This is a genomic window from Phenylobacterium sp. LjRoot97, assembly GCF_964254345.1.
In the GTDB taxonomy this organism is placed as follows: Bacteria; Pseudomonadota; Alphaproteobacteria; order Caulobacterales; family Caulobacteraceae; genus Phenylobacterium.
Map to the genome: position 1 here is coordinate 458,797 of NZ_CAXUTH020000001.1, position 24,877 is coordinate 483,673.

The 24,877-nt window shown below is 69.2% G+C and carries 26 protein-coding genes; 14 read left to right on the forward strand and 12 right to left on the reverse strand.

The genetic code is table 11. The features are described 5' to 3' along the window. Genes ACSQ2H_RS02210 through ACSQ2H_RS02220 form a run of 3 tightly spaced genes read left to right on the forward strand, consistent with a single transcriptional unit; the run spans nt 1 to nt 2,199 of the window. Nucleotides 1-978: a type II secretion system F family protein gene (locus ACSQ2H_RS02210; RefSeq protein WP_436063533.1), complete on the forward strand. Its 978-nt coding sequence runs from the start codon at nt 1-3 to the stop codon at nt 976-978. Between the two features lie 4 nt (nt 979-982). Next, complete coding sequence (locus ACSQ2H_RS02215; protein WP_436059844.1) at nt 983-1,969, forward strand: type II secretion system F family protein; 987 nt, start codon at nt 983-985, stop codon at nt 1,967-1,969. 44 nt (nt 1,970-2,013) lie between these two features. Next, nucleotides 2,014-2,199: an oxidoreductase-like domain-containing protein gene (locus ACSQ2H_RS02220; protein WP_436059845.1), complete on the forward strand. Its 186-nt coding sequence runs from the start codon at nt 2,014-2,016 to the stop codon at nt 2,197-2,199. 7 nt (nt 2,200-2,206) lie between these two features. Here the strand turns inward: ACSQ2H_RS02220 and ACSQ2H_RS02225 are convergent, their stop codons facing one another. Next, nucleotides 2,207-3,835 (reverse strand): ABC-F family ATP-binding cassette domain-containing protein, encoded by a 1,629-nt coding sequence (locus tag ACSQ2H_RS02225; protein ID WP_436059846.1) that lies wholly within the window; start codon nt 3,833-3,835, stop codon nt 2,207-2,209. A 196-nt stretch (nt 3,836-4,031) separates the two neighbouring features. Here ACSQ2H_RS02225 and ACSQ2H_RS02230 point away from each other — a divergent pair, with 196 nt between their 5' ends. After that, the gene (locus ACSQ2H_RS02230) at nt 4,032-5,375 is read left to right on the forward strand and encodes an HWE histidine kinase domain-containing protein (protein ID WP_436059847.1); all 1,344 of its coding nucleotides are present in this window, start codon (nt 4,032-4,034) and stop codon (nt 5,373-5,375) included. Here the strand turns inward: ACSQ2H_RS02230 and ACSQ2H_RS02235 are convergent. Further along, entirely contained in the window at nt 5,344-6,171 is an 828-nt protein-coding gene (locus ACSQ2H_RS02235) for a TauD/TfdA dioxygenase family protein (protein ID WP_436059848.1), read from the reverse strand. The two genes, ACSQ2H_RS02230 and ACSQ2H_RS02235, sit on opposite strands and share 32 nt — an antisense overlap. Nucleotides 6,172-6,256: 85 nt before the next feature. On the opposite strand from ACSQ2H_RS02235, the gene ACSQ2H_RS02240 reads away from it, so the two are divergent. Next, entirely contained in the window at nt 6,257-6,937 is a 681-nt protein-coding gene (locus ACSQ2H_RS02240) for a Crp/Fnr family transcriptional regulator (RefSeq protein ID WP_436059849.1), read from the forward strand. On the opposite strand, the gene ACSQ2H_RS02245 is transcribed toward ACSQ2H_RS02240, so the two are convergent. Next, nucleotides 6,934-7,827, reverse strand: a complete 894-nt coding sequence (locus tag ACSQ2H_RS02245) for an NAD(P)/FAD-dependent oxidoreductase (protein ID WP_436059850.1) — start codon at nt 7,825-7,827, stop codon at nt 6,934-6,936. The genes ACSQ2H_RS02240 and ACSQ2H_RS02245 overlap by 4 nt on opposite strands. A gap of 104 nt (nt 7,828-7,931) precedes the next feature. Here ACSQ2H_RS02245 and ACSQ2H_RS02250 point away from each other — a divergent pair, with 104 nt between their 5' ends. Next, entirely contained in the window at nt 7,932-8,369 is a 438-nt protein-coding gene (locus ACSQ2H_RS02250) for an Rrf2 family transcriptional regulator (protein ID WP_436059851.1), read from the forward strand. Nucleotides 8,370-8,421: 52 nt separating this feature from the next. Here ACSQ2H_RS02250 and ACSQ2H_RS02255 read toward each other — a convergent pair whose 3' ends face one another. From ACSQ2H_RS02255 to ACSQ2H_RS02265, 3 genes are all read right to left on the reverse strand, one after another. Further along, complete coding sequence (locus ACSQ2H_RS02255) at nt 8,422-10,236, reverse strand: flavin-containing monooxygenase (RefSeq protein WP_436059852.1); 1,815 nt, start codon at nt 10,234-10,236, stop codon at nt 8,422-8,424. 155 nt (nt 10,237-10,391) lie between these two features. Then, nucleotides 10,392-11,873, reverse strand: coding sequence for a hypothetical protein (locus ACSQ2H_RS02260; protein WP_436059853.1), 1,482 nt, complete (start codon nt 11,871-11,873; stop codon nt 10,392-10,394). A 34-nt stretch (nt 11,874-11,907) separates the two neighbouring features. After that, nucleotides 11,908-13,500, reverse strand: a complete 1,593-nt coding sequence (locus ACSQ2H_RS02265; RefSeq protein WP_436059854.1) for an L-serine ammonia-lyase — start codon at nt 13,498-13,500, stop codon at nt 11,908-11,910. Nucleotides 13,501-13,791: 291 nt separating this feature from the next. Here ACSQ2H_RS02265 and ACSQ2H_RS02270 point away from each other — a divergent pair, with 291 nt between their 5' ends. Then, nucleotides 13,792-14,823 (forward strand): NAD(P)-dependent alcohol dehydrogenase, encoded by a 1,032-nt coding sequence (locus ACSQ2H_RS02270; protein WP_436059855.1) that lies wholly within the window; start codon nt 13,792-13,794, stop codon nt 14,821-14,823. 60 nt (nt 14,824-14,883) lie between these two features. On the opposite strand, the gene ACSQ2H_RS02275 is transcribed toward ACSQ2H_RS02270, so the two are convergent. Next, entirely contained in the window at nt 14,884-15,258 is a 375-nt protein-coding gene (locus ACSQ2H_RS02275; RefSeq protein ID WP_436059856.1) for a hypothetical protein, read from the reverse strand. Nucleotides 15,259-15,327: 69 nt separating this feature from the next. Continuing rightward, on the reverse strand, nt 15,328-15,510 hold the full coding sequence (locus ACSQ2H_RS02280; protein WP_436059857.1) for a hypothetical protein: 183 nt from the start codon (nt 15,508-15,510) through the stop codon (nt 15,328-15,330). A gap of 55 nt (nt 15,511-15,565) precedes the next feature. Between ACSQ2H_RS02280 and ACSQ2H_RS02285 the strand changes: the two genes are divergently transcribed. Together ACSQ2H_RS02285 and ACSQ2H_RS02290 are read left to right on the forward strand one after the other, a co-directional pair. Beyond that, nucleotides 15,566-15,775, forward strand: a complete 210-nt coding sequence (locus ACSQ2H_RS02285) for a hypothetical protein (protein ID WP_436059858.1) — start codon at nt 15,566-15,568, stop codon at nt 15,773-15,775. 808 nt (nt 15,776-16,583) lie between these two features. Further along, a complete protein-coding gene (locus ACSQ2H_RS02290) occupies nt 16,584-16,760 on the forward strand; it encodes a hypothetical protein (protein ID WP_436059859.1) in 177 nt (58 codons plus the stop codon). A gap of 16 nt (nt 16,761-16,776) precedes the next feature. On the opposite strand, the gene ACSQ2H_RS02295 is transcribed toward ACSQ2H_RS02290, so the two are convergent. Beyond that, nucleotides 16,777-17,622, reverse strand: a complete 846-nt coding sequence (locus ACSQ2H_RS02295) for a tetratricopeptide repeat protein (protein ID WP_436059860.1) — start codon at nt 17,620-17,622, stop codon at nt 16,777-16,779. Between the two features lie 98 nt (nt 17,623-17,720). Between ACSQ2H_RS02295 and ACSQ2H_RS02300 the strand changes: the two genes are divergently transcribed. After that, entirely contained in the window at nt 17,721-19,103 is a 1,383-nt protein-coding gene (locus tag ACSQ2H_RS02300) for a leucyl aminopeptidase family protein (protein ID WP_436059861.1), read from the forward strand. Next, nucleotides 19,100-19,933, forward strand: coding sequence for a C40 family peptidase (locus tag ACSQ2H_RS02305; RefSeq protein ID WP_436059862.1), 834 nt, complete (start codon nt 19,100-19,102; stop codon nt 19,931-19,933). The genes ACSQ2H_RS02300 and ACSQ2H_RS02305 overlap by 4 nt, the downstream gene beginning before the upstream one ends. Before the next feature lie 6 nt (nt 19,934-19,939). On the opposite strand, the gene ACSQ2H_RS02310 is transcribed toward ACSQ2H_RS02305, so the two are convergent. After that, nucleotides 19,940-20,602, reverse strand: a complete 663-nt coding sequence (locus ACSQ2H_RS02310) for a c-type cytochrome (RefSeq protein WP_436059863.1) — start codon at nt 20,600-20,602, stop codon at nt 19,940-19,942. 138 nt (nt 20,603-20,740) lie between these two features. Here ACSQ2H_RS02310 and ACSQ2H_RS02315 point away from each other — a divergent pair, with 138 nt between their 5' ends. Genes ACSQ2H_RS02315 through ACSQ2H_RS02325 form a run of 3 tightly spaced genes read left to right on the forward strand, consistent with a single transcriptional unit; the run spans nt 20,741 to nt 22,625 of the window. Then, entirely contained in the window at nt 20,741-21,478 is a 738-nt protein-coding gene (locus ACSQ2H_RS02315) for a 3-deoxy-manno-octulosonate cytidylyltransferase (RefSeq protein WP_436059864.1), read from the forward strand. Further along, nucleotides 21,475-22,323 (forward strand): prephenate dehydratase, encoded by an 849-nt coding sequence (locus ACSQ2H_RS02320; RefSeq protein WP_436059865.1) that lies wholly within the window; start codon nt 21,475-21,477, stop codon nt 22,321-22,323. The genes ACSQ2H_RS02315 and ACSQ2H_RS02320 overlap by 4 nt, the downstream gene beginning before the upstream one ends. Then, a complete protein-coding gene (locus ACSQ2H_RS02325; RefSeq protein WP_436059866.1) occupies nt 22,323-22,625 on the forward strand; it encodes a hypothetical protein in 303 nt (100 codons plus the stop codon). Before ACSQ2H_RS02320 ends, ACSQ2H_RS02325 begins: the two co-directional genes overlap by 1 nt. On the opposite strand, the gene ACSQ2H_RS02330 is transcribed toward ACSQ2H_RS02325, so the two are convergent. Both ACSQ2H_RS02330 and ACSQ2H_RS02335 read right to left on the reverse strand, forming a co-directional pair. Then, nucleotides 22,622-24,364 carry a winged helix-turn-helix domain-containing protein gene (locus tag ACSQ2H_RS02330; protein WP_436059867.1) on the reverse strand — a complete coding sequence of 581 codons (1,743 nt, stop codon included), beginning with the start codon at nt 24,362-24,364 and terminating at the stop codon, nt 22,622-22,624. The two genes, ACSQ2H_RS02325 and ACSQ2H_RS02330, sit on opposite strands and share 4 nt — an antisense overlap. Nucleotides 24,365-24,453: 89 nt before the next feature. After that, nucleotides 24,454-24,807 carry a UrcA family protein gene (locus ACSQ2H_RS02335; protein ID WP_436059868.1) on the reverse strand — a complete coding sequence of 118 codons (354 nt, stop codon included), beginning with the start codon at nt 24,805-24,807 and terminating at the stop codon, nt 24,454-24,456. Between the last annotated feature and the right edge of the window lie 70 nt (nt 24,808-24,877).

Here is a 24,877-nt window from a genome sequence, read left to right on the forward strand (position 1 = left end):
CTGCTGACGCTGCTGATCGCGGTTCTCGGGTTCGTCGCCATCGCCGGCGTCGGCCTGGCCCTGGCCGGCGGCTCGACCGCCGACGCCAAGACCCTGAAGCGCGCCCAGGCCCTGGTCGGCGGCGACGAGGTGCGCGAGGCCAATCGCCGCCGCCCGGCCGCCACCGCCCAGGAACAGCGCCGCAAGCAGCTCCTCAAGACCCTCAAGGACCAGGACCGCGAGCAGAAGAAGGCGCTGCTCAGCATCTCCTCCAAGCTGCGCCAGGCGGGCCTGGGCATGAAGGTCAGCACCTTCTGGATGATCAGCGCCGGGCTCGCGATCGTGGTGCTGCTGGTCGTCTGGGCGTTCAGCAAGATGCCGCTCGCCGCCTTCGGCCTGGCCTTCGCCGCGGGCCTGGGCCTGCCGCGCTGGGTGGTCGGGGCCATCGCCAAGTCGCGGATCAAGAAGTTCACCGAGGCCTTCCCCGACGCCATGGACATCGTCGTGCGCGGCATCAAGTCCGGCCTGCCCGTGCACGACAGCCTGCGGGTCATCGGCAAGGAGGCGCCTGAGCCGCTGGCCAGCCAGTTCAACCGCCTGGTCGAGAGCATCGGCATGGGCATGACCATCGACCAGGCGCTGGACAAGATGCACGCCGAGATGCCGACGCCGGAGGTGCGGTTCTTCGCGATCGTGCTGGCCATCCAGGCCAAGACCGGCGGCAACCTGGCCGAAGCGCTCGGCAACCTCTCGACCGTCATCCGCTCGCGCAAGCTGATGCGCGAAAAGGTCAAGGCGCTGTCGGCCGAAGCCGTCGCCTCGGCGGCGATCATCGGCTGTCTGCCGCCCGCCGTGGCGATCCTGATCTTCATCACCGCGCCGGACTACATGGGCCCGCTGTTCACCGACCCGCGCGGCCGCGTGATGCTGATGATCGGCGCCTTCTGGATGTCGCTCGGGGTGCTCTCGATGCGCAAGATGATCAACTTCAGGCTCTGACGGCATGGTCGAGGCGCTCACCAACCCGGCCAACCTGCTGACGCTCTTCGTGGCGGTGGTCTGCTTTGCGACCATCGTCACCATCGCCATGCCGATGATGGACCGCCGCAATCTCGAGGCGCGGCTGAAATCGGTGTCGACCCGCCGCGAGGAGCTGCGCCGCAAGTCGCGCGAGGCCCTGGCAGGGTCCCGCGGCCAGAACAGCCTGCGCCACGTCGACGAGGGCCTCTACAAGAAGGTCGTCGAGCGGCTGCAGCTCTCGCGCCTGCTCGAGGACCCGCAGGTGGTCGACAAGCTGGCCCAGGCCGGCTTCCGCGGCCCGCGGCCGGTCTCCACCTTCTACTTCTTCCGGTTCATCCTGCCGTTCGTGTTCTTCATCGTGGTCGGGGCCTACCTGTTCCTGGTCAACGATTTCGGCCTGCCGCCGATGACCCGCTTCTTCTTCGCGGTGGTCGGCCTGACCGCCGGCTACTACGCGCCGAACGTGTTCATCAGCAACGTCGCCACCAAGCGCCGCGACTCGATCATCGGCGCCTGGCCCGACGCCCTGGACCTGCTGCTGATCTGCGTCGAGAGCGGCATGTCGATCGAGGCGGCGATCCAGAAGGTCAGCCAGGAGATCGGCGGCAACTCGATCGAGCTGGCCGAGGAGCTGACCCTGCTCACCGCCGAGATCTCGTATCTGCCCGAGCGGCGCATGGCCTATGAGGGCCTGGCCCGGCGGACCAACCATCCGGGCATCAAGTCGGTGACCACCGCCATGATCCAGGCCGAGCGCTACGGCACGCCGCTCGGCGCGGCGCTGCGGGTCATGGCCAAGGAAAACCGCGAGATGCGCATCGCCGCGGCCGAGAAGAAGGCCGCCCAGCTGCCGGCCAAGCTGACGATCCCGATGATCGTCTTCTTCCTGCCGGTGCTGTTCATCGTCATCCTCGGCCCGGCCGCGCTCAAGGTCAGCGACCTGATGCGGGCCGGCGCGGCCGGGGGCTGACGGCGCCCTGGCCAACACCGGGCCGGCCGACTAGACCTTCGCCGGTGAACGCCGCCCCGATCCCTCCGCCGCCGACCCGTCCGCACGAGGACGAGTGCTGCCGGCGCGGCTGCGATCCCTGCATCTTCGACTATTACGAGCGCGCCCTCGACCGATGGAGCGAGCGGGTCCGCAAGCTGGGCGCCGATCCCGACGCCATTCTCAAGGACCTCTCGCCGCCCTCGCCGTGATCGCGGCCTAGCCTTCGGGGTGCAGGCCGGGCGCTTCCTGGCCGGTGCGAGCGACATATTCCGTATAGCCGCCGCCGTACTGGTGGACCCCCTGCGGCGTCAGCTCCAGCACGCGGTTCGACAGCGCGCCCAGGAAATGGCGGTCGTGCGAGACGAACAGCATGGTGCCCTCGAAGTCGGCCAGCGCCGCGACCAGCATCTCCTTGGTCGCCATGTCGAGGTGGTTGGTCGGCTCATCGAGCACCAGCAGGTTCGGCGGATCGAACAGCATCTTGGCCATGACCAGCCGCGCCTTCTCGCCGCCGGACAGGACCCGGCAGGGCTTTTCGACGTCGTCGCCCGAGAACCCGAAGCACCCCGCCAGGGTGCGCAGCGCGCCCTGGCCGGCCTGCGGGAACGAGCCGTCCAGCGACTCGAAGATCGTCTCTTCGCCGTCCAGCAGGTCCATGGAGTGCTGCGCGAAGTAGCCCATCTTGACGCTGGCGCCGACGTTGACCGTGCCCTGGTCGGGCGCCGTGGCCCCGGCCACCAGTTTCAGCAGCGTCGACTTGCCGGCCCCGTTGGCGCCCAGCACGCACCAGCGCTCCTTGCGGCGCACCAGGAAGTCGAGGCCTTCGTAGATCGGCTGGGCGCCGTAGCCCTTGTGGATGTTGCGCAGGGCGACCACGTCGTCGCCCGACCGCGGCGGGCTGCGGAACTCGAACTGGACGCTCTGGCGGCGGCGCGGCGGCTCGACGCGTTCGATCTTGTCGAGCTTCTTCACCCGGCTCTGCACCTGGGCGGCGTGGCTGGCGCGCGCCTTGAACTTCTCGATGAACTTGATTTCCTTGGCCAGCATGGCCTGCTGGCGCTCGTACTGCGCCTGGCGCTGCTGCTCGGTGAGCGCGCGCTGCTGGTCGTAGAAGTCGAGATCGCCCGAATAGGTGATGAGCGAGCCGGCGTCGATCTCGACCACCTTGCCGATGATGCGGTTCATGAAGGCGCGGTCGTGCGAGGTCATCAGCAGCGCGCCGTCGTAGCCCTTGAGGAAGGCCTCCAGCCAGATCAGGCTTTCCAGGTCGAGGTGGTTGCTGGGTTCGTCCAGCAGCATGCCGTCGGGCCGCATCAGCAGGATGCGGGCCAGCGCCACGCGCATCTTCCAGCCGCCGGACAGCAGCCCGACGTCGCCGTCCATCCGCTCCTGGCTGAAGCTCAGCCCCGCCAGCACCTCGCGCGCCCGGGCTTCCAGCGCATAGCCGTCCAGGTCCTGGAAGCGCTCCTGCACTTCGCCATAGCGTTCGATGATCGCGTCCATCTCGTCGGCCTGGTCCGGGTCGACCATCGCCGCCTCGAGCTTGGCCATTTCGGCGGCCAGCGCGCTGACCGGGCCGACGCCGTCCATCACCGCGGCGACCGCGCTCTGGCCCGACATCTCGCCGACGTCCTGGCTGAAATAGCCGATGGTCATGCCGGCATCGACGGCGACCTGTCCGTCGTCTGGCAGCTCCTGGCCGGTCATCATGCGGAACAGCGTCGTCTTGCCGGCCCCGTTCGGACCGACCAGCCCGACCTTCTCGCCCTTCTGGACGCCCATCGAGGCTTCGATGAACAGGAGTTGGTGGCCGTTTTGCTTGGTGATGTTGTCGAGGCGGATCATGGGGCGCCTGCTAGCGCGGGCGAGGAAGGAACGCCAGTCCTCTGCAGCCGGAAGCACGGCCCTGCTTCGATCTGAAGCGTTCGCGCGGGGTCGCTAAGGCCCATACCCGATTGTAGGCGGCCGTCGCGCACAACAACCTTGCCGGATGGGCGATGACTTATCGGACATTGAGGCCGGGGCCGCGCGGGCGACCACCATGCTTCCCCGCGAGTTCGTCGAAGGCCTCTCGGAGAGCTTCCTTCAGTTCGACGCGGACTGGCTGTGCATCGACTGCAACGCCGCCGCCGTCAGCTTCCTGCAGAGACCGCGCAGCCAGATCGTCGGCCGGGTCCTGTGGAGCTTTCCCCGAATCTCGAAAGGCAGCCCCTTCGCCGTCGTCTGTCGTCGCGTGCGCGAGACCCAGGCGCCGGAGGAGGCCGAGGCCGCCTTTCCCCTGCGCGGTCAGCGGCGGTTGTTGCTGATCCAGGTCTTCCCCTTGTGCGGCGGGGTCGGCGCGGTGTGGCGCGACATCACCGAAGTCCGCGCGGCCGAACGCCGGCTGGCCGAAAGCGAGCGTCACTTTCGGGCCTTGGCGCTCGACATGCCGGCCGCGGCGTGGGCGAGCCGCGCGGACGGCGGCCTCACCTTCATCAACCAGGCCATGGTCGACACCCTGGGGCGAAGCCGGGAAGACCTGCTGGACCAGGGCTGGCTGAAAGCGGTGGACGCCGAGGACCATGACCAGCTCATGGCGTCCTTGCGCGAGGCGCGCGAGGCCGCCAGTCCCTTTGACGTCGAGGGCCGATTTCGCCACGCCGACGGCGGGCTGCGCATCGTTCACCTTCACGGCCGTCCGCGTTTCGACGACGGCCGGTTCGCCGGCCACATCGGAACCGCCGAGGACGTCACCGCGCGGCGCAGGTTCGAACAGCGCCAGGCGCTGCTGATCGGCGAGCTCAACCACCGGGTCAAGAACACCCTGGCGACCGTGCAATCGGTGGTGACCCAGACCTTGAAGGAGGTGGACGCAGAGCGCGAGGCCGCCATCAACGGGCGGCTGATGGCGCTGTCGGCCGCCCACGACGTCCTCACCCGGCAGGCTTGGGAGGGCTGCTATCTCCACGAGATCGTCGCCACCGCCGTGAACCCCTACGCGGACGCAAACCGCGTGGAGGCGCGAGGCCCGCCGATCTGGGTGGCGACCAGCGCCGCCGTGGCGCTGTCGATGGCCCTGCATGAACTCGCCACTAACGCCACGAAACACGGTGCGCTCTCGGTTCCCGAGGGGCGCGTCGTCGTCCATTGGACCGCGGACGACGGCCAAGGGTCAGAGGTGGAGTGGCGCGAATTCGGCGGCCCGCCGATCGCTCCGCCGACGCGAGCCGGGTTCGGGTCGCGGCTGCTCGGCCGGGGCCTGGCGGGGGAGCTGGGCGCGCCGGCCGACCTCGACTACCGGCCCGAAGGGCTCGTCTGCCGCTTCAGGGTGCACGCCGAGACGCCCGCCGCGAGTTGGGCGGGCGTACCCCTGCCTACGCCGCCAGCGGACCGCCGGCTATCGTGATGCGGTGCATCAGCCGGTGGTGGCCCTGATAGTCGTTCATCGCCTGGTGCCAGGTGGCGCGGTTGTCCCAGATCGCCATCGAGCCGGGCTTCCATGCGAACCGGTGCACGAATTCCGGCTTCACCGCGTGCTGGTAGAGATAGGCCAGCAGGGCGCGGCTCTCGTCGCGGTTCCAGCCCTCGAAGCCCAGGGTGAAGGCCGGATTCACGTACAGCGCCTTGCGGCCGCTGCCGGGGTGGGTGATCACCACCGGGTGCACGGCGCTGGGGGTGTCGGTCTTGCCGGCCAGGTGCGCCTGGTCGGTCTTTCCGTAGACCCCGTCCATTCCGTAGATGTGCTCGGAGGCGTGGACCGCGCGCAGGCCGGCCAGCGTCGCCTTCAGCCCGTCCGACAGCGCTTCATAGGCCGCGTACATGTCGGCGAACATGGTGTCGCCGCCGCTCGGCGGGGTGTCGATGGCCAGCAGCACCGAGCCCATGGCCGGCTCGAGGTCATAGCTGTGGTCGGTATGCCAGCCGCCGCCGATGTTGGTGGTCTGGGCCTCGGTTTTCTCGACCTTGGCGATCTGCGGGTACTTCTCCGACGGCGGGAAGTAGCGGTTGACCACGATCGGCCCGATCTGCTCGGCGAAGGCGATGTGCTGCTCGGGGGTCAGGTGCTGGCCGTGCAGGAACGCAACGCCGCGGCGGAAGACCGTCTCGCGGATCAGGTCGATGTCGGCGGCGCTGGCGGCCGGCAGGCTGACATTGGCGATCTCGGCGCCGCAGCCTTCGAGTTCACGGACGATGGCGGTCATGTCGGTCGCCTCCCTGGCGATTGTCTTTCGGGTGAGCCTAGGAACGGCGCTCGCGCAAGATTGTCACCAAGGTTACAGTCTTGGCATGACCGACGACCGTCGCCTGGCCCTCGAGGTCCTCCACGCCGCCGGCTGGCTCGCGCCCTATGGGCCGGGGCTGGCCGACGCGCTGCTGGCGGAAGGTCAGCTGGCGCGGCTGGGCGCCGGGCGCTGGGCCCAGGCCGAGGGTGACGAAGAGACCGGCTTGCTGGTCGTGATCGAGGGCGCGGTCGATCTCTATTGTCAGGCGCCCGGCGACCGCGAGGTGCGCTTCAGCCAGGCCGGACCCGGCGGCGCGCTCGGCCAGAGCGTCGCCTTCGGCGGCGGCCCGCGGATCGTCACCGCCGTCTGCGCCCAGCCCAGCCTGTTGCTGCGGGTCTCCGACGCCGGGCTCGAGCGCATCGCCCGCACCCGGCCCGAGATCTGGCGCGCGCTCGCCGCGCTCGTCTATCTGCAGCTGCGCGGCGCCGTGCGCCAGGCCGCCGAGGCCGTCGCCCTGCCGCCGCGCCAGCGGCTGGCCTCGCGGCTGCTGGTGCTGGCCCGCAGCCGCCGCGGCCCGCCGCGGCTGGCGCTGAGCCAGCAGGCCCTGGCCGAGATGGTCGGGCTCAGCCGTAAGACCGTGAACGGCCTGCTCGTCGAGTTCGCCCGCGAGCGCCTGATCGGCCTCGACTACGGCGCGGTCGAGGTGCTCGACCTGCGCCGTCTCGAGCGGGTGGCCGAGAGCTAGAGCGTGATCAGCGACTGGTGCGTCCCGAACCCGGCCATCGCCCCGGCGGCCGAGGCCAGCGTGCCGTTGTGCATCTGCATCGCCAGGTCGCCGGCCGCATAGACGCCGGCCACGCTGGTCTGCTGCTTGTCGTCGACCCGCACATAGGGCCCGGTCATGCCGTCCTCGAAGGCGCAGCCCAGCTGCGCGGCCAGCGGGCTGGCCGGGCTGGTGCGCGGGGCGACGAACAGGCCGGCGAGGGGGATCTCGCGACCGTCGGCCAGCCGCGCCGCCGACAGCCGCGGCGCCTCGCCGACCAGTTGGGCGATGGGCGTGGCCTCGATGGCGACGCCGCGAGCGGCCAGCTTCGCCGCCGTCTGCGCGTCCGGCGCCGGCCCGCCCTGCAGGAAGAGCGTCGTGGGGCCCCACTCGGCGATCAGCCCGGCCTTCAACGCCAGCGCCGGGTCGCCGCCCAGCAAGCCCAGCGGCCCGCGGTCCATCTCGTAGCCGTGGCAGTAGGGACAGTGCAGCACGCTGGTCCCCCAGCGCTCGGCGACGCCGGGCAGGTCGGGCAGGGCGTCGCGCACGCCGGTGGCCAGGATCAGCCGCCGCGCCGCCAGCTCGACCTCGTCGTCCAACTCGACCCGGAAGGCGTCGATCTCGCCCCAGGCGCGGGTCGCCAGGCCGTCGGCGAACTCGACGCTCGGATAGGCGCTGAGCTGCGTCAGTCCCGTGCGCATGATCGTCGCCGGCGCGACGCCGTCCTGTCCCAGGAAGCCGTGCGCGGCCTGCGCGAAGCGGTTGCGCGGCGCCCCGGCGTCGATCACCAGCAGCTTGCGCCGGGCCCGCGCCAGCTGCATCGCCGCCGATAAGCCCGCAAAGCTCGCCCCCACCACGATCGCGTCGTACATCGTCCATCTCCGTATTCGATACTTTCGAAGTTACGGATATGGGCGGGAGGATCGATTCCGCAACTGGTCTTGTTACGAATGTGCGCAGGGGCCATATCTGCGCCATGCGCACCGACAGCCGACTTTCGCGAATGCTGCACGCCCTGATCCACATGGACCGGCTGGGCGGCAAGGCCACCTCAGAGCAGCTGGCGGCGATGCTGGCGACCAATCCGGTGGTCGTGCGCCGCACCATGGCCGGCCTGCGCCGCGACGGGCTGGTGGCTTCGGAGCCGGGGCAGGGCGGCGGCTGGGCGCTGGCCCGGCCGCTCGACGACATCACCCTGATGGATATCTACCGGGCCCTGGACGAGCCGACGCTGTTCGCCATCGGCCAGTCGCAGGACCATCCCGAGTGCCTGGTCGAACAGGCGGTCAATGGCGCGCTGGAGGGAACCCTTCAGCAAGCCCGCGAGCTGATTTCCGCGCGGTTCGCGGCCGTCACCCTCGGGGATCTCTCCCGCGATTTCGACGACCGCTTCGCCGCGGGCCACGGGGCGTGACAGCTTCAAGTGGTCGCCGGTTGAAGCGGCCGTCACGCCCCAAAGATCGTTCTTAGCGGAACTCCAGCCCTTCGAACTGGCCCGACGTCCGCCAGCCGTCGATGTACTGGAAGTAGGCGCTGGCCCCGGCCGGATAGCCGACGTTCAGCTTCGCCGCCGGGCCCGGGTCCTTGCCCTCGTTGTTGTAGTAGCCGGGCGTGCAGTCCGGCGCGCCCATCATCCGGCCCATGCCGCTCAGCATCAGAGCGACCCAGGCGTCCTGCGCCTCCTGGCTGACCTCGACCTCGCGGAACCCGCCGTCCAGCGCGTGCTTGATGGTCACGGCGATGGTGCGGCCGGAGTCGGTCAGGTTGTGCGGAATGTTCGAGATCAGGTTCGCGCCCTGGGTCGGCTGCACGAAGAAGGCGTTCGGGAAGCCGCGCACGTGGATCCCGTGCTTGGACTTGATGCCCTCGCCCCAGGCCTCCGACAGCGTCAGGCCGTCGCGCCCCACGACCTCGAAGCCCGAGCGGCGCTTGTAGTCGGTGCCGACCTCGAAGCCCGAGGCGTAGATGATGCAGTCGACCTCGTACTCTTCGCCGCCGACCACGAAGCCGTTCTCGGTGATCGCCTCGACGCCCTGGCCGTCGGTGTCGATCAGCACCGTCCCCGGGGTGTTGAACGCCTGCAGATAGGCGTCGTGGAAGCAGGGCCGCTTGCAGAGCTGGCGATACCAGGCCTTGAGCTTCTCGGCCGTCTCGCCGTCCTGCACGATGCTCTCGGCCCGCGCGCGGATCTCCTCCATCTTCTCGAAGTCGGAGTCCTCATAGGCGGCCAGCATCTTCAGCGGCGTGCGGTCTTCCGGCGCCAGCTGCATGATCTTGGCGCGGATGCGGCGCGACAGGTCCGTCCAGCCGTCCATCACCAGGTCCTCGTCGGCGTTGCCGCCGGCCTGGTTGGCGGTGAAGTTCTCCAGCCAGCGCTGCTGCCAGCCCGGCGTCGCGATGCCCGCGAACCACTCCGGATCGATCGGCGCATTGGCCCGCACGTCCACCGAGGACGGCGTGCGCTGCACGACGTAGAGCTCCTTGCAGGCCTTGGCCAGGTGCGGCACGGCCTGCACGCTGGTCGCGCCGGTGCCGATGATCGCCACCCGCTTGTCGGCCAGCTTCTCCATCAGCGCCCCGCCGGGATCGCCGCCGGTGTAGTCGTAGTCCCAGCGGCTGGTGTGGAAGGCGTGGCCCTTGAAGCCTTCGATGCCGGGAATGCCGGGCAGCTTGGGCACGTGCAGCGGGCCGGTGCCCAGGCCGATGAAGCTGGCGGTGAAGGCGTCGCCGCGGTTGGTCGAGATCACCCAGCGCGAGTTCGCCTCGTCCCAGGCGATGTCGGTCACCTCGGTGTGGAAGAGGGCGTTCTCATAGAGGCCGTACTGCTTCCCGATCCGCTGGCACTGGGCCAGGATTTCCGGCGCATGGGCGTACTTCTCGGTCGGCATGTGACCGGTTTCTTCCAGCAGCGGCATGTAGATCATCGAGGCGGTGTCGCACTGCGCGCCCGGATAGCGGTTCCAGTACCAGGTGCCGCCGAAGTCGCCGCCCTTCTCGACGATGCGCACGTCGGTGACGCCCTGCTCGACCAGCCGCGCCCCGGTCACCAGCCCGGCGAAACCGCCGCCGACGAAGGCGAAGGTCACGTGGTCGGTCTTCGGCTCGCGCTCCACCACGGGGGTATAGGGGTCCTGCGCGTAGTGGGCGAAGCGGCCGGTCAGCTGCTGGTACTGATCGTTGCCGTCAGTCCGCAGCCGCTTGTCGCGCTCGGCGATGTACTTCGCCAGCAGCGCCTGCTTGTCGATCTGGCGCTTGGCGGGCGCGTCGGTGACGGCGGTCATGCGGAATTCCCCAACTTGATCAATCTATTGCCACGTAATCGGCCGCCCGGACAAAGCCGCGCGGCCGCGGATCGCGGCTCGTTATTTTTCGAACTTACAGTATGTTATCGGCGTTCTGCAATCGCCTAGCGCCAGCCGCGCCGGCGTAATCGATGTCAGAACGCCAGCACCGCCTGGACCATCGGCACCCAGGCGGTCAGGCCGGCCGTGTAGGGGGTGAACACCCCGCCATAGGGCGTATCGACCACGCGCATCACCTCGGCGGTCAGCCACATGCGCTCGGTCGGCACGAAGTACCACTTCACCCCGACTCCGGCCTCCCAGGAGTCGCGGAACTCGCCGAACACCATCGAGCCGCGGCCGTAGGCCATCACCTTCTTGGGCACGATGAACGCCGCCCCCGACAGCTCGAAGCCGTGGTCGAACATGCTGTCGATCGGCATCGGCCCGTCGGCCTTGAAGTCGTCGATCCAGCGGAAATAGTACTGCCCGTTCAGCGACCAGCCGTACTTCTTGAGGCCGAGGTCGATGGCCCACATGCGGTAGGTGGCGTTGTCCACCGTCACCCCGGGGGCGAACGCCCCGGTGGCGAAGGTCAGCACCCCGTCCGAATTGTGCATCGAGGTGTTCTCGGGGCTCGACTGGTCGAGGTCCGAGAACCGGTCTTCCCGCGCCCAGGTGAACGAAGTGCCCAGCCGCATGCGCAGGTTCGGCGAGGCGTAGTAGTCGTCGTACATGTTGCGCGACTTGCCGGGCGGTCCGTATTCGCCCAGCGGCTCCCACCACAGGCTGCCCGACGCCATCAGGTTCTCGTCGATCTTGGCCGCCGAGATGTTCAGCGTGTTCAGGCCGTTGCCCACGAAGGCCAGGTAATGCAGGTCCTTGGTGATGTCGCCGTTGGCCCAGATCCCCTGCGTGAATCCGGGGCGGAAGAAGTTGTCGGCCATGGTCCGGTCGGTCGACTGGAAGAACGGGAAGGTGTTCACCAGCGAGCGGCTGCCGGGCACGCCGGTGTAGCCGCCGGTCAGGGTGAAGGCCTTGTTGAACTGCCAGCCGATGTTGCCGGCGATGACGATCGAGTTCGACCCGGCCGAGGTCCAGACCGTCGAGCTGTAGCGCAGCCGCGGATCGAAGATGTAGCCGCCGAGGATGAACATCGTGCGGTTGACGGTGATGTCGTTGCGCAGGTTGACCGCGCGATCGACCCCCAGGTGATCCGTGAAGGTCTCGTCGCCCGATGTGGTGTTCAGATATCGGACCTGGGAATTGATGTTGTACTTCAGCAGGAAGGGAACGTCGGCGTCCGGCGGCGTCTGCCAGATGACGATGCCGTCCTGATAGCGCTCGGCCAGCTTCTCGCCCATCGATCCGGTCGAGGACTTCACCGCCAGCGGCGGGGCGAGCGCGGCCTGCGCGGGCGGCGCGGCGGTGGGCGGCGGGGCCGCCGCGCTCTGGCTGTTCAGCTGCTGCTGCAGCCGGCCGAGCGTCGCGGTCAGCGCCTGCTGCTGCTCCTGCATGGCGCGCAGCTGCGCCTGCAGCGCGTTGACCTGCTGCTCCAGCTCGGCGGTGGTGGCGGGCCGGTCCTGCGCCTGGGCGGCGCTCGCGAACGCGGCGGCGAGCGCGCCGGCCGCGATCACTCGCCGGACTGATGCCCCCGGCCCCACCGGCGCCTCAGCAGAGCACGAGCGAGACCGCCAGGCCGCCTTCGGAGGTCTCCTTGTACTTGGAGTTCATCTCCTTGGCGGTCAGGGCCAGCGCGTCGACCGTCGAGTCGAAGTCCACGCGGCGGTTGGCGGGGACCTCGTTCTTGGCGATCAGGTAGCCGGTCCAGGCCTTCACCGCCCCGAAGGCGCAGCGCTCGATGCAGGGGATCTGCACGAACCCGGCCACCGGATCGCAGGTCATGCCCAGGTGGTGCTCCAGCGCGCCCTCGGCGGCGTTCGCCGCCACCTGCGGGCTGTCGCCATAGGCCTGGGCGATCGCCGCCGCGCCCATGGCCGAGGCGACGCCGATCTCGGCCTGGCAGCCGCCCTCGGCCGCCGACAGGGTGGCGTTGTGCTTGCAGAGATAGCCGACGACCGCGCCGGCCAGCAGCGCCTCGCGCAGCTTCTCCTTCGACATCTTCGCCCCGTTCGGGCCCAGCGAGTAGATGACCGCCGGCAGCACCCCGGCCGATCCGCCGGTCGGGGCGGTGATCACCAGGTGGCCGCGGGCGTTCTCTTCGGAGCCGGCCAGCGCATAGGCCGAGACCAGGCCGATGGCGCGCCGCGCCTCGCCCTCCTGCTTCTGGGCGCTCTCATAGACGTCGTGCGCCTTGGTCTTCAGCTTGATCGGTCCGGGCAGGGTCGAGGTCGGCGCCGCCAGGCCGGTCTTCACCGTCGCGTCCATGGCCCCGAGGATCTTGTCGAGGAAGGCGTCGATCTCGGCGTCGCTCTTGCCGGAGATCGCGGTCTCGTTGGCGCGCGCCAGCTGCGCGATCGAGATCTTGTCGCGGTTGCAGTACTCGATGACCTGGCTGATCCGCTCGTACGGATACTTGGGCGGGTTCTTCTTCGGCGGCTCGTAGCCCTTCCACTCGATGAAGCCGCCGCCGACCGAATAGTACTCCTGCTCCAGCAGCACCTTGTCGCCGGCCATCAGCTTGGCGGTCATGGTGTTGGGGTGGTGGAAGTCGCCCTTGGTCGCGTCGTAGACGATGTTCTTCAGCGAGACCGGGATCTCCTTGTTCCCGAGCTTGACCTTGAAGGTCTGGTTCGGATCGGCGGCCAGGCTGTCGAGGAAGGCCGGATCGACCGTCGCCGGCTCCTTGCCGATCAGCCCGGCCAGCGCCGCGCGCTCGGTGCCGTGGCCCTTGCCGGTGGCGCTCAGGCTGCCGAACAGGTTCACCTGCAGGGCCGTCGCCTGGGCCAGCTGGTCCGGCGGCAGCTTGGCGGCCCGCTGATAGAAGTCATAGGTGATCCGCATCGGCCCGATGGTGTGCGACGACGAGGGGCCGGGGCCGACCTTGTAGAACTCGTCCACCAGGGTCATCACCGGACCCTTGGACTTCTTCACCACGTCCAGGCTCGGATCGAGCTTCACCGAGTCCTGCGGCGAGGTCGCCGGCGTCTGCGCATAGGCCGCGATCGGCCGCCCGGTCAGGGTGGCGATGGCCGCGGCCATGGCGCTGCGCACCATGAACGCACGACGATCCGAGCCGGCGGGCGGCTCGCTCCTATCCAATTGCGGAACGGGATTGTCTTGGACGAGATCTTCACTGGCCATCACCCTGCGCCTCTTGAAGAAATCAGGAAGCTGGAGGATGCGGCCGAAAGTTCGAGCTTAGCATAGGGTGAAGTGCGTAGGCGCCCCCCGCGTTTCCCCTAAGGACTCGGTGCCTGGGGTCTTGCGCGGGAAGATGCAGGTTGGCGATTGTTATGAATTCAGAGATGGAGGCGCGGCGGGGAATACATTTTCACTCCGGTTCGCCAGCGCGGCTCGCGCGTCGTCATCCCCCCATTGCCTTCCCCGCCGCCAGGCGCCCAAACTCGCCGCTCCACAACCAGGAGTCCTGGCATGAAGGCTGTCCGCTTCATCGAGTCCGGTCGTCCGCCTGAGATCGTCGATATCGCGAAGCCCGTGCCCGGTCCCGGCCAGGTGCTGGTGCGGATGGGCGGGGCAGGGGTCTGCCACTCCGATCTGCACGTGCTCGAGCATGGGCTCGGCGGGCTTGGGCCCTTCACCCTCGGCCACGAGAACGCCGGCTGGATCGAACAGCTGGGCGAGGGCGTCAGCGGCTGGAAGGAGGGCGATCCCGTCGCCGTCTACGGCCCCTGGGGCTGCGGCCAGTGCAAGACCTGCCAGAGTTCCGCCGAGAACTATTGCGAGCGCCACGCCACCATCCCCAGCTACGGCGGCGGGCTCGGCTCCGACGGCGGCATGGCCGAGTTCATGATCGTCCCCTCGGCGCGGCTGCTGGTGCCGCTGGGCGGGCTCGACCCGCTGGCCGCCGCCCCGCTCAGCGACGCGGCCCTGACCCCCTATCACGCCATCAAGACGGCGCTGCCGCTGCTGACCCCCGACGCCACGGTGCTGGTGCTCGGGGTCGGCGGCCTTGGCCACATGGCCGTGCAGATCCTCCAGGCCCTGACCAGCGCCAAGGTGATCGCCGGCGACATCGACGACGCGAAGCTCGCCCACGCCCGCAAGCTCGGCGTCCAGCACACGGTCAACACCCGTAACGGGGACCTGGCGGCCGAGGAGATCTCCGACCTCGCCGGCCAGCGCGGGATCACCGTGGCCCTCGACTTCGTCGGGGCGCAGCCGACCATCGACCTCTGCGCGCGCACGGTCGGGCGGGCCAGCCGCCTGACCATCGTCGGCCTGGCCGGCGGCGTGCTCAGCTATTCGGCCAACAACCCGCCCTACGGCACGCAGGTCAGCGTCCCCTACTGGGGCTCGCGCACCGAGCTGATGGAGGTGATCGCCCTGGCGCAGTCCGGCGCCATCAAGGCCGACATCGAAACCTTCGCCCTCGACCAGGCGGTCGACGTCTACCAGCGCCTGCGCGAGGGCAAGATCCACGGCCGGGCGGTGCTGCGGCCCTGACGGGCCTCGCGGGGGGTGTTCCCGCATTCCGGATGACACCCCCCCCTAGTGCGCCGCCGCTCAGTGAGGAAACCGCCCTCGCACCAGCTGCAGCCGCACGGGTTGCCCGTCCAGCGCCTTGGCCGTCCAGGCGGCGCTGACGTCCCGCGGGGCCGGGGTGCAATAGACGATCGGGGCCGGGAACGGGCGCAGCTGGCGCAGGCAGACCTCGCCGCCCCTCAGGCTCCAGCGTCCGCTGGAGCGCTGGCCGCGCCGGCCGCTGGCGCTATAGGCGCCGTCTTCGTCGAACCAGATGTGCTGGGTCTTGCCGTCTGGAAAGGTCGAGACGACGGTGTTGCCGAACGCCGCCTCGATCGGCGGCGCGGCCCAGGCCATGCTTGAGACCTGGCCGGCGGCCAGCGCGAAAGCCAGGACGGGCGGCGCCGCGATTCGCATGGCGCCAGGATGCTCGCCGCCTGTGTCGGGCTGGCGACAATCGGGCGTCACGGCGATGACGCGCGCCGGCTACTGATGGATGGTGCGGTCGCCGCGCTCCTGGTCGCTGTTGAGACGCTCGACGAATTCGTCCGCCAGGAAGGCCGACAGCCCGACCAGCCGCACGCGATTGAGGATTACGATCATCCCGGTCCAGCGATCGAACACCGTCCAGCCGGCGTCGTCCCGGCGGGCTTCATACTGGAGGGTCATCGTTCGCCCCGGTTTGAGGTGGCGCGCCCTGGCCGCAGGGCGTAGCGTTCCGGGCATGGAAACGCCCGCTGACATTCGGCGACGCTGGTCGTACCTCCGCGGATTGCTCATCGAGCAGCTCTCGCGCTTCGAAGACGGGACCTACCAGATCATGTCCGACAGCAAGGACGTGAGCGTCGAGACGATCTACCAGCTGCGAGACGCGATCAGGGACTTCGACGACCTCATCGCCGCCAGCGAAACCCGCTCTCCACCCGAGGGGTGACGTGTCTGGAACGCCGGGGCGGCCGGCCGCCAGGCATTCGACACGGGGGCTATTCGTCATTTGCGGGCTGCACGCCGACGCCGCGCAGAGCTCGCGGATCTGGCGCTTGAGTTGCGGTCCTTCGATCTGATTCACGCTGAAGCCTTCGACGCGAAGACGGTCGACGACGGCCCCCAACCCCGAAAACTCCCCGGTTCGGGCGAGTTGAAACGCACGTTCTAGTGGTGTCGGTCGAAAATCCATGAAGTATAAACCCGTGAAAACTGGAATAGTTGCCGCTACTTTGTGATGTCCTCACGTTTTAGATAAATCACAATTTTTGTTTCGAGGCGGCAAAATTCGGCGTACCGTGCGTTTCGGTGAACTTAAGACTGAAATTTTACTGAATTCGGGAAGCTTTTGGCTGCACCGGGAAGCTCCCAATCAAAGCCGGAGCCGACGATGAAGCTCTACATGATCTATCCCGCCAAACCCGATGGCGTGTCTGCGAGTTTCGAGGCGATCTATTGTTCCAGCGACGCCCGCGCTAGGCGGCGAGCGTCGGCGGTGCTCAGCCAACACGACAGCGCGACCAGGGTCTCGGTGTGGCAGGGCGATCGATTGGTGTCGCCCAGAGGGCAGCGCTCGCGGCTATGTGCAGGCGCAGCGCGATGAAACTCTATCCGGGCGGCGCCCTCGCCGACAGTCGCGCCAATCACCAATGGCTGAAGCGCCAGAACGCGCAGGCGGCGGCGCTGGCGGGCAGGACGCCCGACCCGTCACAACCGATGTCTCGTCCGTGCCCGCGCGCGGCCGAAGAGGTCCGGCCATGACTCCGCTCGTTTCGCGACTTCCTCTCAACTCGATCATCCAATTGAGGAAGTGGCTTCGCACCGCAGCGCCCTACGAGATTGAACAGCTGCTCCTGGAAATCGAATTCTGGCCGCCGGATGGGCGGGAGACCCTCATCGCGATCATCGAGGAAGAGGGCCCCACGTCGCACTGACCCTGCGCGCCGCGCCCTACGGCGTCTGCCGCAGGCTCTCCCACGAGCGGGCGCTCGGCGCGCCGCCGCTGGCGGCGGGGGCGCGGGCGCTGCGCAGCCAGGCGAGGTTGTTCTCGACCATTTCCGGCGGCAGATCCTGGCGGGCCAGGCGCTCGGCCTCGTCGATGCGGCCCGACAGTCCGACCACCAGGGCCAGGTTCTGGCGCACGGCGATCGGCGCGTCGGGGCGGGCGGCGGCCTGGCGCAGGGTCGCCTCGGCCTGGGCCGTGTCGCCGCGCGCGGCGTAGTACATGCCGAGGTTGCCCAGCGCGACCGGGTTGTCCGGCGCCAGCGCCAGCGCCTGGCGGTGCGCGGCCAGCGCCTCGTCGAAACGGCTGGCCTGCTCGTAGGCGACGCCCAGCAGCGAGGGGATGCGCCAGTCGCGCGGGGCCAGCGCCTGCGCCTGCCGCGCCGGCTCGATGGCGTAGAAGCCCTGGCCGCGGCCGACCTGGCTGCGGGCCGCTTCGAGCAGCGCCTCGACATTGTTCGGGGCGACGATCAGCGTGCGCTCGGTCGCCTGCAGCGCGTCGCCGTAATTGCCCATCTGGCGCAGCGCCTGGGCGAGCTTGATCCCGGCGTCGACGTCGTTCGGGTCGAGTTCGGTCTCGTGCGCCCAGAAGGCGGCGCGGGCCAGCGGGTCCAGCCGCGCGATCTGGGCGCGCTCCTGGGCGCTGGCCTTGCGCGGGGCCGGCGCGGCGGCGGCCGGCGCCTTGTCCGCGGGCGCGGCCTTGTCGGCGCTCTTGCCGAACGGCAGGGCCAGGGCCGGGCTGGCGCCCAGGGTGAGGGCGAGGGCGGTTGCGGCGAGGGCCGACATGCGACACATGGAATGACGGGCTCCGGTGAGTGCGCCAAGCATCCCCCCGCCCGCTTAAAGGAAGCGTTAAGCATAATTTCCGCCGCCCGGCGGGGCAGGAGAGCGCCATGACCGAAGTCGTCGTCGACCACGCCGAGGGCGCCGTCTTTCCCGTCCACGCCCTGCGCGACAGCGAGCTGGCGGGCTTCCTCGAGGGCCGCCAGGCCTTCGTGAAGGCGTTCGCCGAACTGTCGGAGTTCAAGGCCAAGGCCGGCCAGGTGCTGGTCGTGCCCGACACCGCCGGCGGCATCGACCGGGTGCTGCTGGGCCTCGGCGCGGCGGGAGACGCCCAAGGCTTCCGCGTCCTGGCGGCCAGGCTGCCGGCCGGCGACTACCGCATCGCCTCGGCCCCGGCCGAGATCGCCCCCGATCAGATCGCCCTGGCCTTTGCGCTCGGGAGCTACCGCTTCGACCGCTACAAGAAGAAGGGCGAGAAGCGTCCGCGCCTGGTGGCGGCCGAGGGCGTCGACGTCGCGCAGGTGCGCAGCATCGCCCACGCCTGCGCCCTGGCCCGCGACATGGTCAACACCCCGGCCAGCGACATGGGCCCGCTGCAGATCGAGACCATCGCCCGCGAGATCGCCGAGCAGTACGGCGCGGGCATCACCGTGGTCACCGGCGAGGGCCTGCTTGAGGCGAACTATCCGGCCGTCCACGCCGTCGGCCGCGCCGCCGTGCCCGAGCGTGCGCCGCGGATGATCGAGATCAGCTGGGGCCAGGAGGGCGCGCCGCTGGTCGCCCTGGTCGGCAAGGGCGTGGTGTTCGACACCGGCGGCCTCGACATCAAGCCGTCGGCCGGCATGCGCAACATGAAGAAGGACATGGGCGGCGCCGCTCACGCCCTGGCGCTCGGCCGGATGGTGATGGCCGCGGGTCTGCCGGTGCGGCTGGCGATCCTGCTGCCGGTGGTCGAGAACGCGATCTCCGGCGACGCCATGCGGCCGGGCGACGTGCTGGGCAGCCGCAAGGGCCTGACCATCGAGGTCGGCAACACCGACGCCGAGGGCCGCCTGATCCTGGCCGACGCCCTGACCCGCGCCGCCGAGCTGGAGCCGGCCCTGACCATCGACTTGGCGACCCTGACCGGCGCGGCGCGCATGGCGCTCGGCCCGCAGCTGCCGCCCTACTACACCGATGACGAGGAGCTGGCCGGCCAGATTGAGGCCGCCGCCGCCGCGGTCGCCGACCCGCTGTGGCGGATGCCGCTGTGGAAGGGCTATGTCGACTCGCTCGATAGCGACGTCGCCGACCTGAAGAACGACTCCGACGCCTGGGCCCAGGCCGGCTCGGTCACCGCGGCCCTCTTCCTGCAGAAGTTCGCGCCGAGCGGGCCGTGGGTGCACCTGGACATCTTCGCCTGGAACCCGCGCGGCCGGCCGGGCTGGCCCTCGGGCGGCGAGGCCCAGTCGATCCGCGCCCTCTATGCGATGCTCGCGGGCCGCTTTTCGTGAGCTTCGATCCGCGCGTGACGCTGGCCCGCGGCGACCTCGCCGCGCGCGAGCTGGAGGCTATCGTCGCTGCCGATCGTTATGCCGATAGGCGCCGGCATATATGCGCGAAACCTGCCGCTGGGATCCTGCGCTCGGCCGACGCCGGCGCCGAGCAGGTCGACCAACTCCTTTGCGGAGAAGGGTTTGACGTCCTCGACGAGGCCGGCGGCTACGCCTGGGGCCAGGCCCGGCGCGATGGTTATGTCGGGTTTGTGGAATTATCGGCGCTGAAACCTGCCGATAGGGCGCCGAATATGAAGCTATCGGCGCTGCGGACCTACGCCTTCGAGGCGCCCAGCATCAAGTCGCGGGCGCTCGGCCCGTACTCTCTCGGCAGCTTGCTGGACGTCGAAGAGCGCGACGGCCGCTTCGCCCGCGTGGCCGGGATCGGCTGGTTCGTGGGGGATCACCTGGCGCCGGTCGGGGTCTTCGAGACCGATCCGGCCGCCGTGGCCCTGCGCTACGTCGGGACGCCATACCTCTGGGGCGGGCGTGAGAGCCTCGGCCTCGATTGCTCGGGCCTTACGCTGCAAGCCTTTGGGGCCTGCGGCGTGGCCTTGCCGCGCGACACCGACCAGCAGGCGCAGGGCGGGGTGGCGGTGGCCGAGGGCGCGCTGGCGCGCGGCGATCTGGTGTTCTGGAAGGGCCACGTGGCCATGATGCTGGACGGCGAGACCATCGTGCACGCCAACGCGCACCATATGGCCACAGCAATCGAGCCCTTGTCGGTGACAAGGGCTCGCTACGTCGCGGCGGGGGTGGGCGAACCCACCGCTTTCCGCCGTTATTAGAAAGGCTTAGTGCGCGGCGGCCGGAGCAGCCGGGGCCGCCGCGGCGGGAGCCGCAGCCGCCGGAGCGGCAGCCGCGTCGGCGGCCGGGGCCGCAGCAGCGTCCGCCGCCGGAGCCGCAGCGGCGGCCGGAGCCGGCGCCGGGAACGGCAGGTTGGAACCCTGGGTGTTCAGATAGGCCAGCAGGTTGATGCGGTCCTCGGCCTTCTTCAGGCCGACGAAGGTCATCTTGGTGCCCGACAGGTGCTTCTGCGGCGCCTTGAGGAATTCCGAAGTCTCTTCGAAGGTCCAGACGCCGTGGGTGCCGTGTTCGATCATGGCCGGCGAGTAGGCGAAGCCGGCGTGCTGGCCCGACTTCTTGCCGAGGATGCCATGAAGATTGGGGCCGGTGCCGTTCGGACCGCCCGCTTCGATGGTGTGGCAGGACTTGCACTTGGCGAAGACCGCTTCGCCCGCCTTGATGTCGGCGGTCGGCAGGACGGTGCCCCAGTCGATCGGCGCTTCGGCGGTGGCGCCGCCGGCGCCCGCTTCCTCGGCGACCTCGATCGCGTAGCCCGGCTTTTCGACCGGATGGGGCGCGAACACGCCCGACGAAATTTCACGCAGGCCGACAATGGCCAAGCCGGTCGCAAGCACGGCGCCCGCGACTTTATTGAACGTCAGGTCGCTCATAGTCTCTAAATCGGCCCTCTCAACGGCCAGCCAAAGCGGGCTGGCGTCAGCACGGGAATCCCCGCCCCTTATTGCGCCCGGCTCTCTTACACGCTACCGCCGCCCGCGCAACCAGCCAGTTGGTCGCTTCCGGGTGTCATGAAACCGATCATCCTTATTCCTGCACGCATGGCGGCCACTCGGCTGCCGGGAAAGCCCCTCGCAGATATCGAGGGTCTCCCAATGATCGTCCGTGTCCTGCGTCAGGCCCAGGCGGCCGGCGTCGGGCCCGTGGCGGTCGCAGCCGGCGACGCCGAGATCGTCGAGGCGGTGAAGGCCGCGGGCGGGCAGGCGGTGCTGACCGATCCCGACCTCCCGTCCGGCTCGGACCGCATCCTGGCGGCGTTGAACACCCTGGACCCGGCCGGCGCGCATGACGTGGTCATCAATCTGCAGGGCGACATCCCGTTCGTGGCGCCGGCCGTGGTCGAGGCGGCGGCCCGGCTGCTGGCCGAGCAGCCGAGCTGCGACATCTCCACGGTGATGGTCGCCGAGGCCGACGTCGCCGAGCGCAGCAATCCCGACATCCCCAAGGTCGTCGCGGCCATGGCGCCCGACGGCCGCAGCGCCCGGGCGCTCTATTTCACCCGCTCGGTGCTCTACGGCGACGCGCCCGTGTGGCTGCACCACGGGGTCTACGGCTACCGCCGCCAGGCGCTGGAGCGCTTCTGCGCCGCCCCGCCGTCGCCGCTGGAGATCCGCGAGCGCCTGGAGCAGCTGCGCGCCCTGGAGATGGGGATGTCCATCTGGGCCGCGGTGATCGACGAAGCCCCGATCTCGGTCGACAACCCCGCCGACCTTGAGAAAGCCCGCCAGTACGCAAGGGACCACGCATGACCAAGGGACGCATCGCCTTCCAGGGCGAGCTCGGCGCCAACAGCCACGAGGCCTGCGTCGCGGCGTTTCCGGACATGGAGCCGGTCCCCCACGCCTCGTTCGAGGAGGCGTTCGACGCGGTGAAGCTGGGCGACTGCCAGTTGGGCATGATCCCGGTCGAGAACTCGATCGCCGGCCGCGTCGCCGACGTGCACCACCTGCTGCCGTCGTCGGGCCTGAAGATCATCGGCGAGCGGTTCAAGCCGATCCACTTCCAGCTGATGGTCAACCGCGGCGTGAAGCTCGAGGACGTCAAGACCGTCTCGTCGATGCCGATCGCGCTGGGCCAATGCCGCAAGTCCTTGCGCCGCATGGGCCTGAAGACCGAGCCGGTGGGCGACACGGCGCTGGCCGCCAAGCTGCTGTCGGAGCATCCCGACCCGACCCGCGGCGCGGTCTCGCCGGCCCTGGCCGCCGAGCTCTACGGCCTCGACATCGTCGCCCGCGACATCGAGGACGAGCACAACAACACCACGCGCTTCCTGGTGATGACGGCCGACAAGACCCCGCCGCCGCCGCCGTTCACCACCCCCTGCGTGACCAGCTTCATCTTCCGGGTCCGCAACCTCCCGGCCGCGCTCTACAAGGCGCTGGGCGGGTTTGCGACCAACGGCGTCAACATGACCAAGCTCGAGAGCTACATGGAGAACGGCGCCTTCACTGCGACCTTCTTCTACGCCGAGGTCGACGGCCGGCCCGAGGACCGCGGCCTGGCCCTGGCGTTCGACGAGCTGAAGTTCTTCTCGGAACGCTTCGAGATCCTCGGCGTCTATCCGGCCGACCCCTTCCGTTCGCGAGCCGGCTGATGAACACGATCGAGATCGACGCCAGCCGCTGCTGGAACCGCAAGGAATTCGCCAAGCTCCTGCAGGAGACCATCCAGGCGCTGCCAGGCCACGGCTCCAGCGTCGAGTCCTTCGTGGATTCGATGGTGTTCGGCACCATGAGCGAATTGTCGCCGCCCTATCGCATCGTCGTGCTCGGCGACCTACGCCCCGAAGTCCGCGCCTTTGCGGCCGATCTCTCGAACGCCATCGGCCAGGCGCGGCTGGAGCGCCGCACCCGCCGCGGCGACGACGTCGAGGTCAGCCTGAAGGTCGGCGCCTAGGCGGCTCGCGCGAAGCGTTCCTCGGCCGCGGCGACCATGGCGCGGTAGCTCGGCAGACCGCGGATCGAATCGAGGTCCGGGTCCAGTTCGGCGTGACGCAGCCAACTCACCGACATCCTGGCGAAGACCGATCCCAGCAGATCGAGCGCCATGTCGATGTCCTTGAGGTACAGCACCGCGCCGCACGCGAAATTGTAGCGCATGCGCAGGTTATCGGGATCGATCAGCAGCGCTCGGCGGATCAGGTCGCGGGCCTGATCGGGCTTGCCCAGCACCGCCAGCGCGCTGGCGCCGCAGCCGATGGCGGCGCCGTCGACATGATCCTGGGCCAGGGCCTCCTCGGCGCGGGCCAACGCCATTCGAGCCGCCCGTTGCGCCCCTTCGAGGTCGCCGACGGCCGAATAGCAGGACATCAGCAGCCCGGGGTCGCTGCGGGAGGTCTCGGGCAGCAGAACCGCCTTTTCCCAGTGCCGGATCGCATCGCGGAACCGGTGAGCCTTGTAGTAGAGCCGCGCAGCCTCGGAATTGGCCGCCCAGGACTCCGGGTCGAGCGCGAGCGCGAGGTCCGCGCGGGCGAAGGCCTCCTCGTCTTGCCCCTGTTCGGACAGGTGTCGGGCCATCACCGCATGCGCCTCAGCCAGGTTCCCGTCGAGCTCAAGGGCCCTCTGGATGGCGGTCAGCCCGCTCTCGCCGGCCCGCCCGTAGTTGAAGTGCAGCAGGGTCTGGGCCACCCCGAGCAAGGTCCAGGCGCGGGCGTAGCTGGCGTCGATCTCTATCGCGCCCTGGCAGATCCGTTCGATGGCTTCCAGCGCGCGGGTGTCGCCGCCGCAGCCGGGAACATAGTAGCGGCGGGCCAGCAGATAGAGGTTGTAGGCCTCCAGGTTGGTGGTGCCGCGGTGCTCGATGGCCCGCTTTTCCTCGGGCAGAAGCTTGAGCTTCAGCGCCGCGACGATGGCCTGCGAGATTTCGTCTTGAAGGGCGAAGATGTCCTTGAGATCGCGGTCGAAGCGTTCGGCCCAGACATGCCCTCCGCTGGCCGCGTCGATCAGCTGAGCGGTGATCCGCACCCGTCCCCCCGACTTGCGGACGCTGCCTTCCAGGACATGGCCGACATGCAGCTGGCGCGCGATCTGAGGGATGTCCGGGTTCTTGCCTTTGAAAGCGAAGCTGCTGGTGCGGGCGACGACGAACAGCGACGACACCTTGCTGAGGTCGGTGATGATGTCCTCGCTGATGCCGTCGCTGAAGTAGTCCTGCTGCAGGTCGTCGCTCATGTTGGCGAAGGGCAGGACGCAGATCGAACTGCGCGCGGCCTGCGATGGGCGGGGGGAGGGGCGAGCGTCCCGATACGTCAGCCGATAGCCGACCTTGGTGATGGTCTGGACGTCGAAGGCGCCGCCACCGGCCCAGTCGGCCAGACGCCGCAGGCGACCGATGACTCGGTCGATGGCGTCTTCGCCGACGATCAGGCCGGACCAGCAGGACCTCAGCAGGTCGTCTCGGGACAGGATCTGGCCTTCCGCGCGCACCAGGGCCACCAGCACCTGCATCACGCGCGGCTGCAGGAATTCCTCGCGGCCATCCTCGTGCGCCACCCGACGCAAGGCGGGATCGATCTGCAGGGGGCCGAGGGCGAGGGGGAGCTCCTGGGCCAGCCGAATCTGGCTGACGGCTTGCCCGTCCGCCTCGCCGTTGCGCCTGTTGGGCGCCGCGGCGTCCTCGAAGTCCGATGCGCTCATGGGACGAGCCCTGATTTCGCGTACGGGCAAACTAGCAGTCGGGGGAGCGGCTCGCCATACACCCTCGGGCGAGTCGGCCACCCTTAGGTTCAGTGGCGCATGGCCAGCATGGTGTGGCTTTGCTCCTGTCCGCTGTTCAAGGCGGCGACCACGGGATTGCCCAGCCGCGTCACGGTGCGGTCGACGGTCGAACGCACGCAGGCCTGGTGCAGCGCCATGCGGTCGAGGCTGGTGACCTGCGATTCGCGACCGCAAACTTCGGCGGCGGCGTTGTTGATCCGCTGCAGGGCGATCGTGGCGCCGGCCTCGCGGTTGATGTTCAGATCGCCGTACGGCACCGCGACGGACACAGTCTGGTCGGGGTTCTCGACTGGCTGCGCGGCGTGGGCGGCGCTGGACAGGCCAAGCGCGGCGGCGGCGACAAGCAGGGTCTTGGCAAGCATGGGAGGAGTCCTTTCGGGCCTGCTCGCCCGGTGCGGCTTGCACCAGGCGGGCTCAAACAGACGCCGCTCG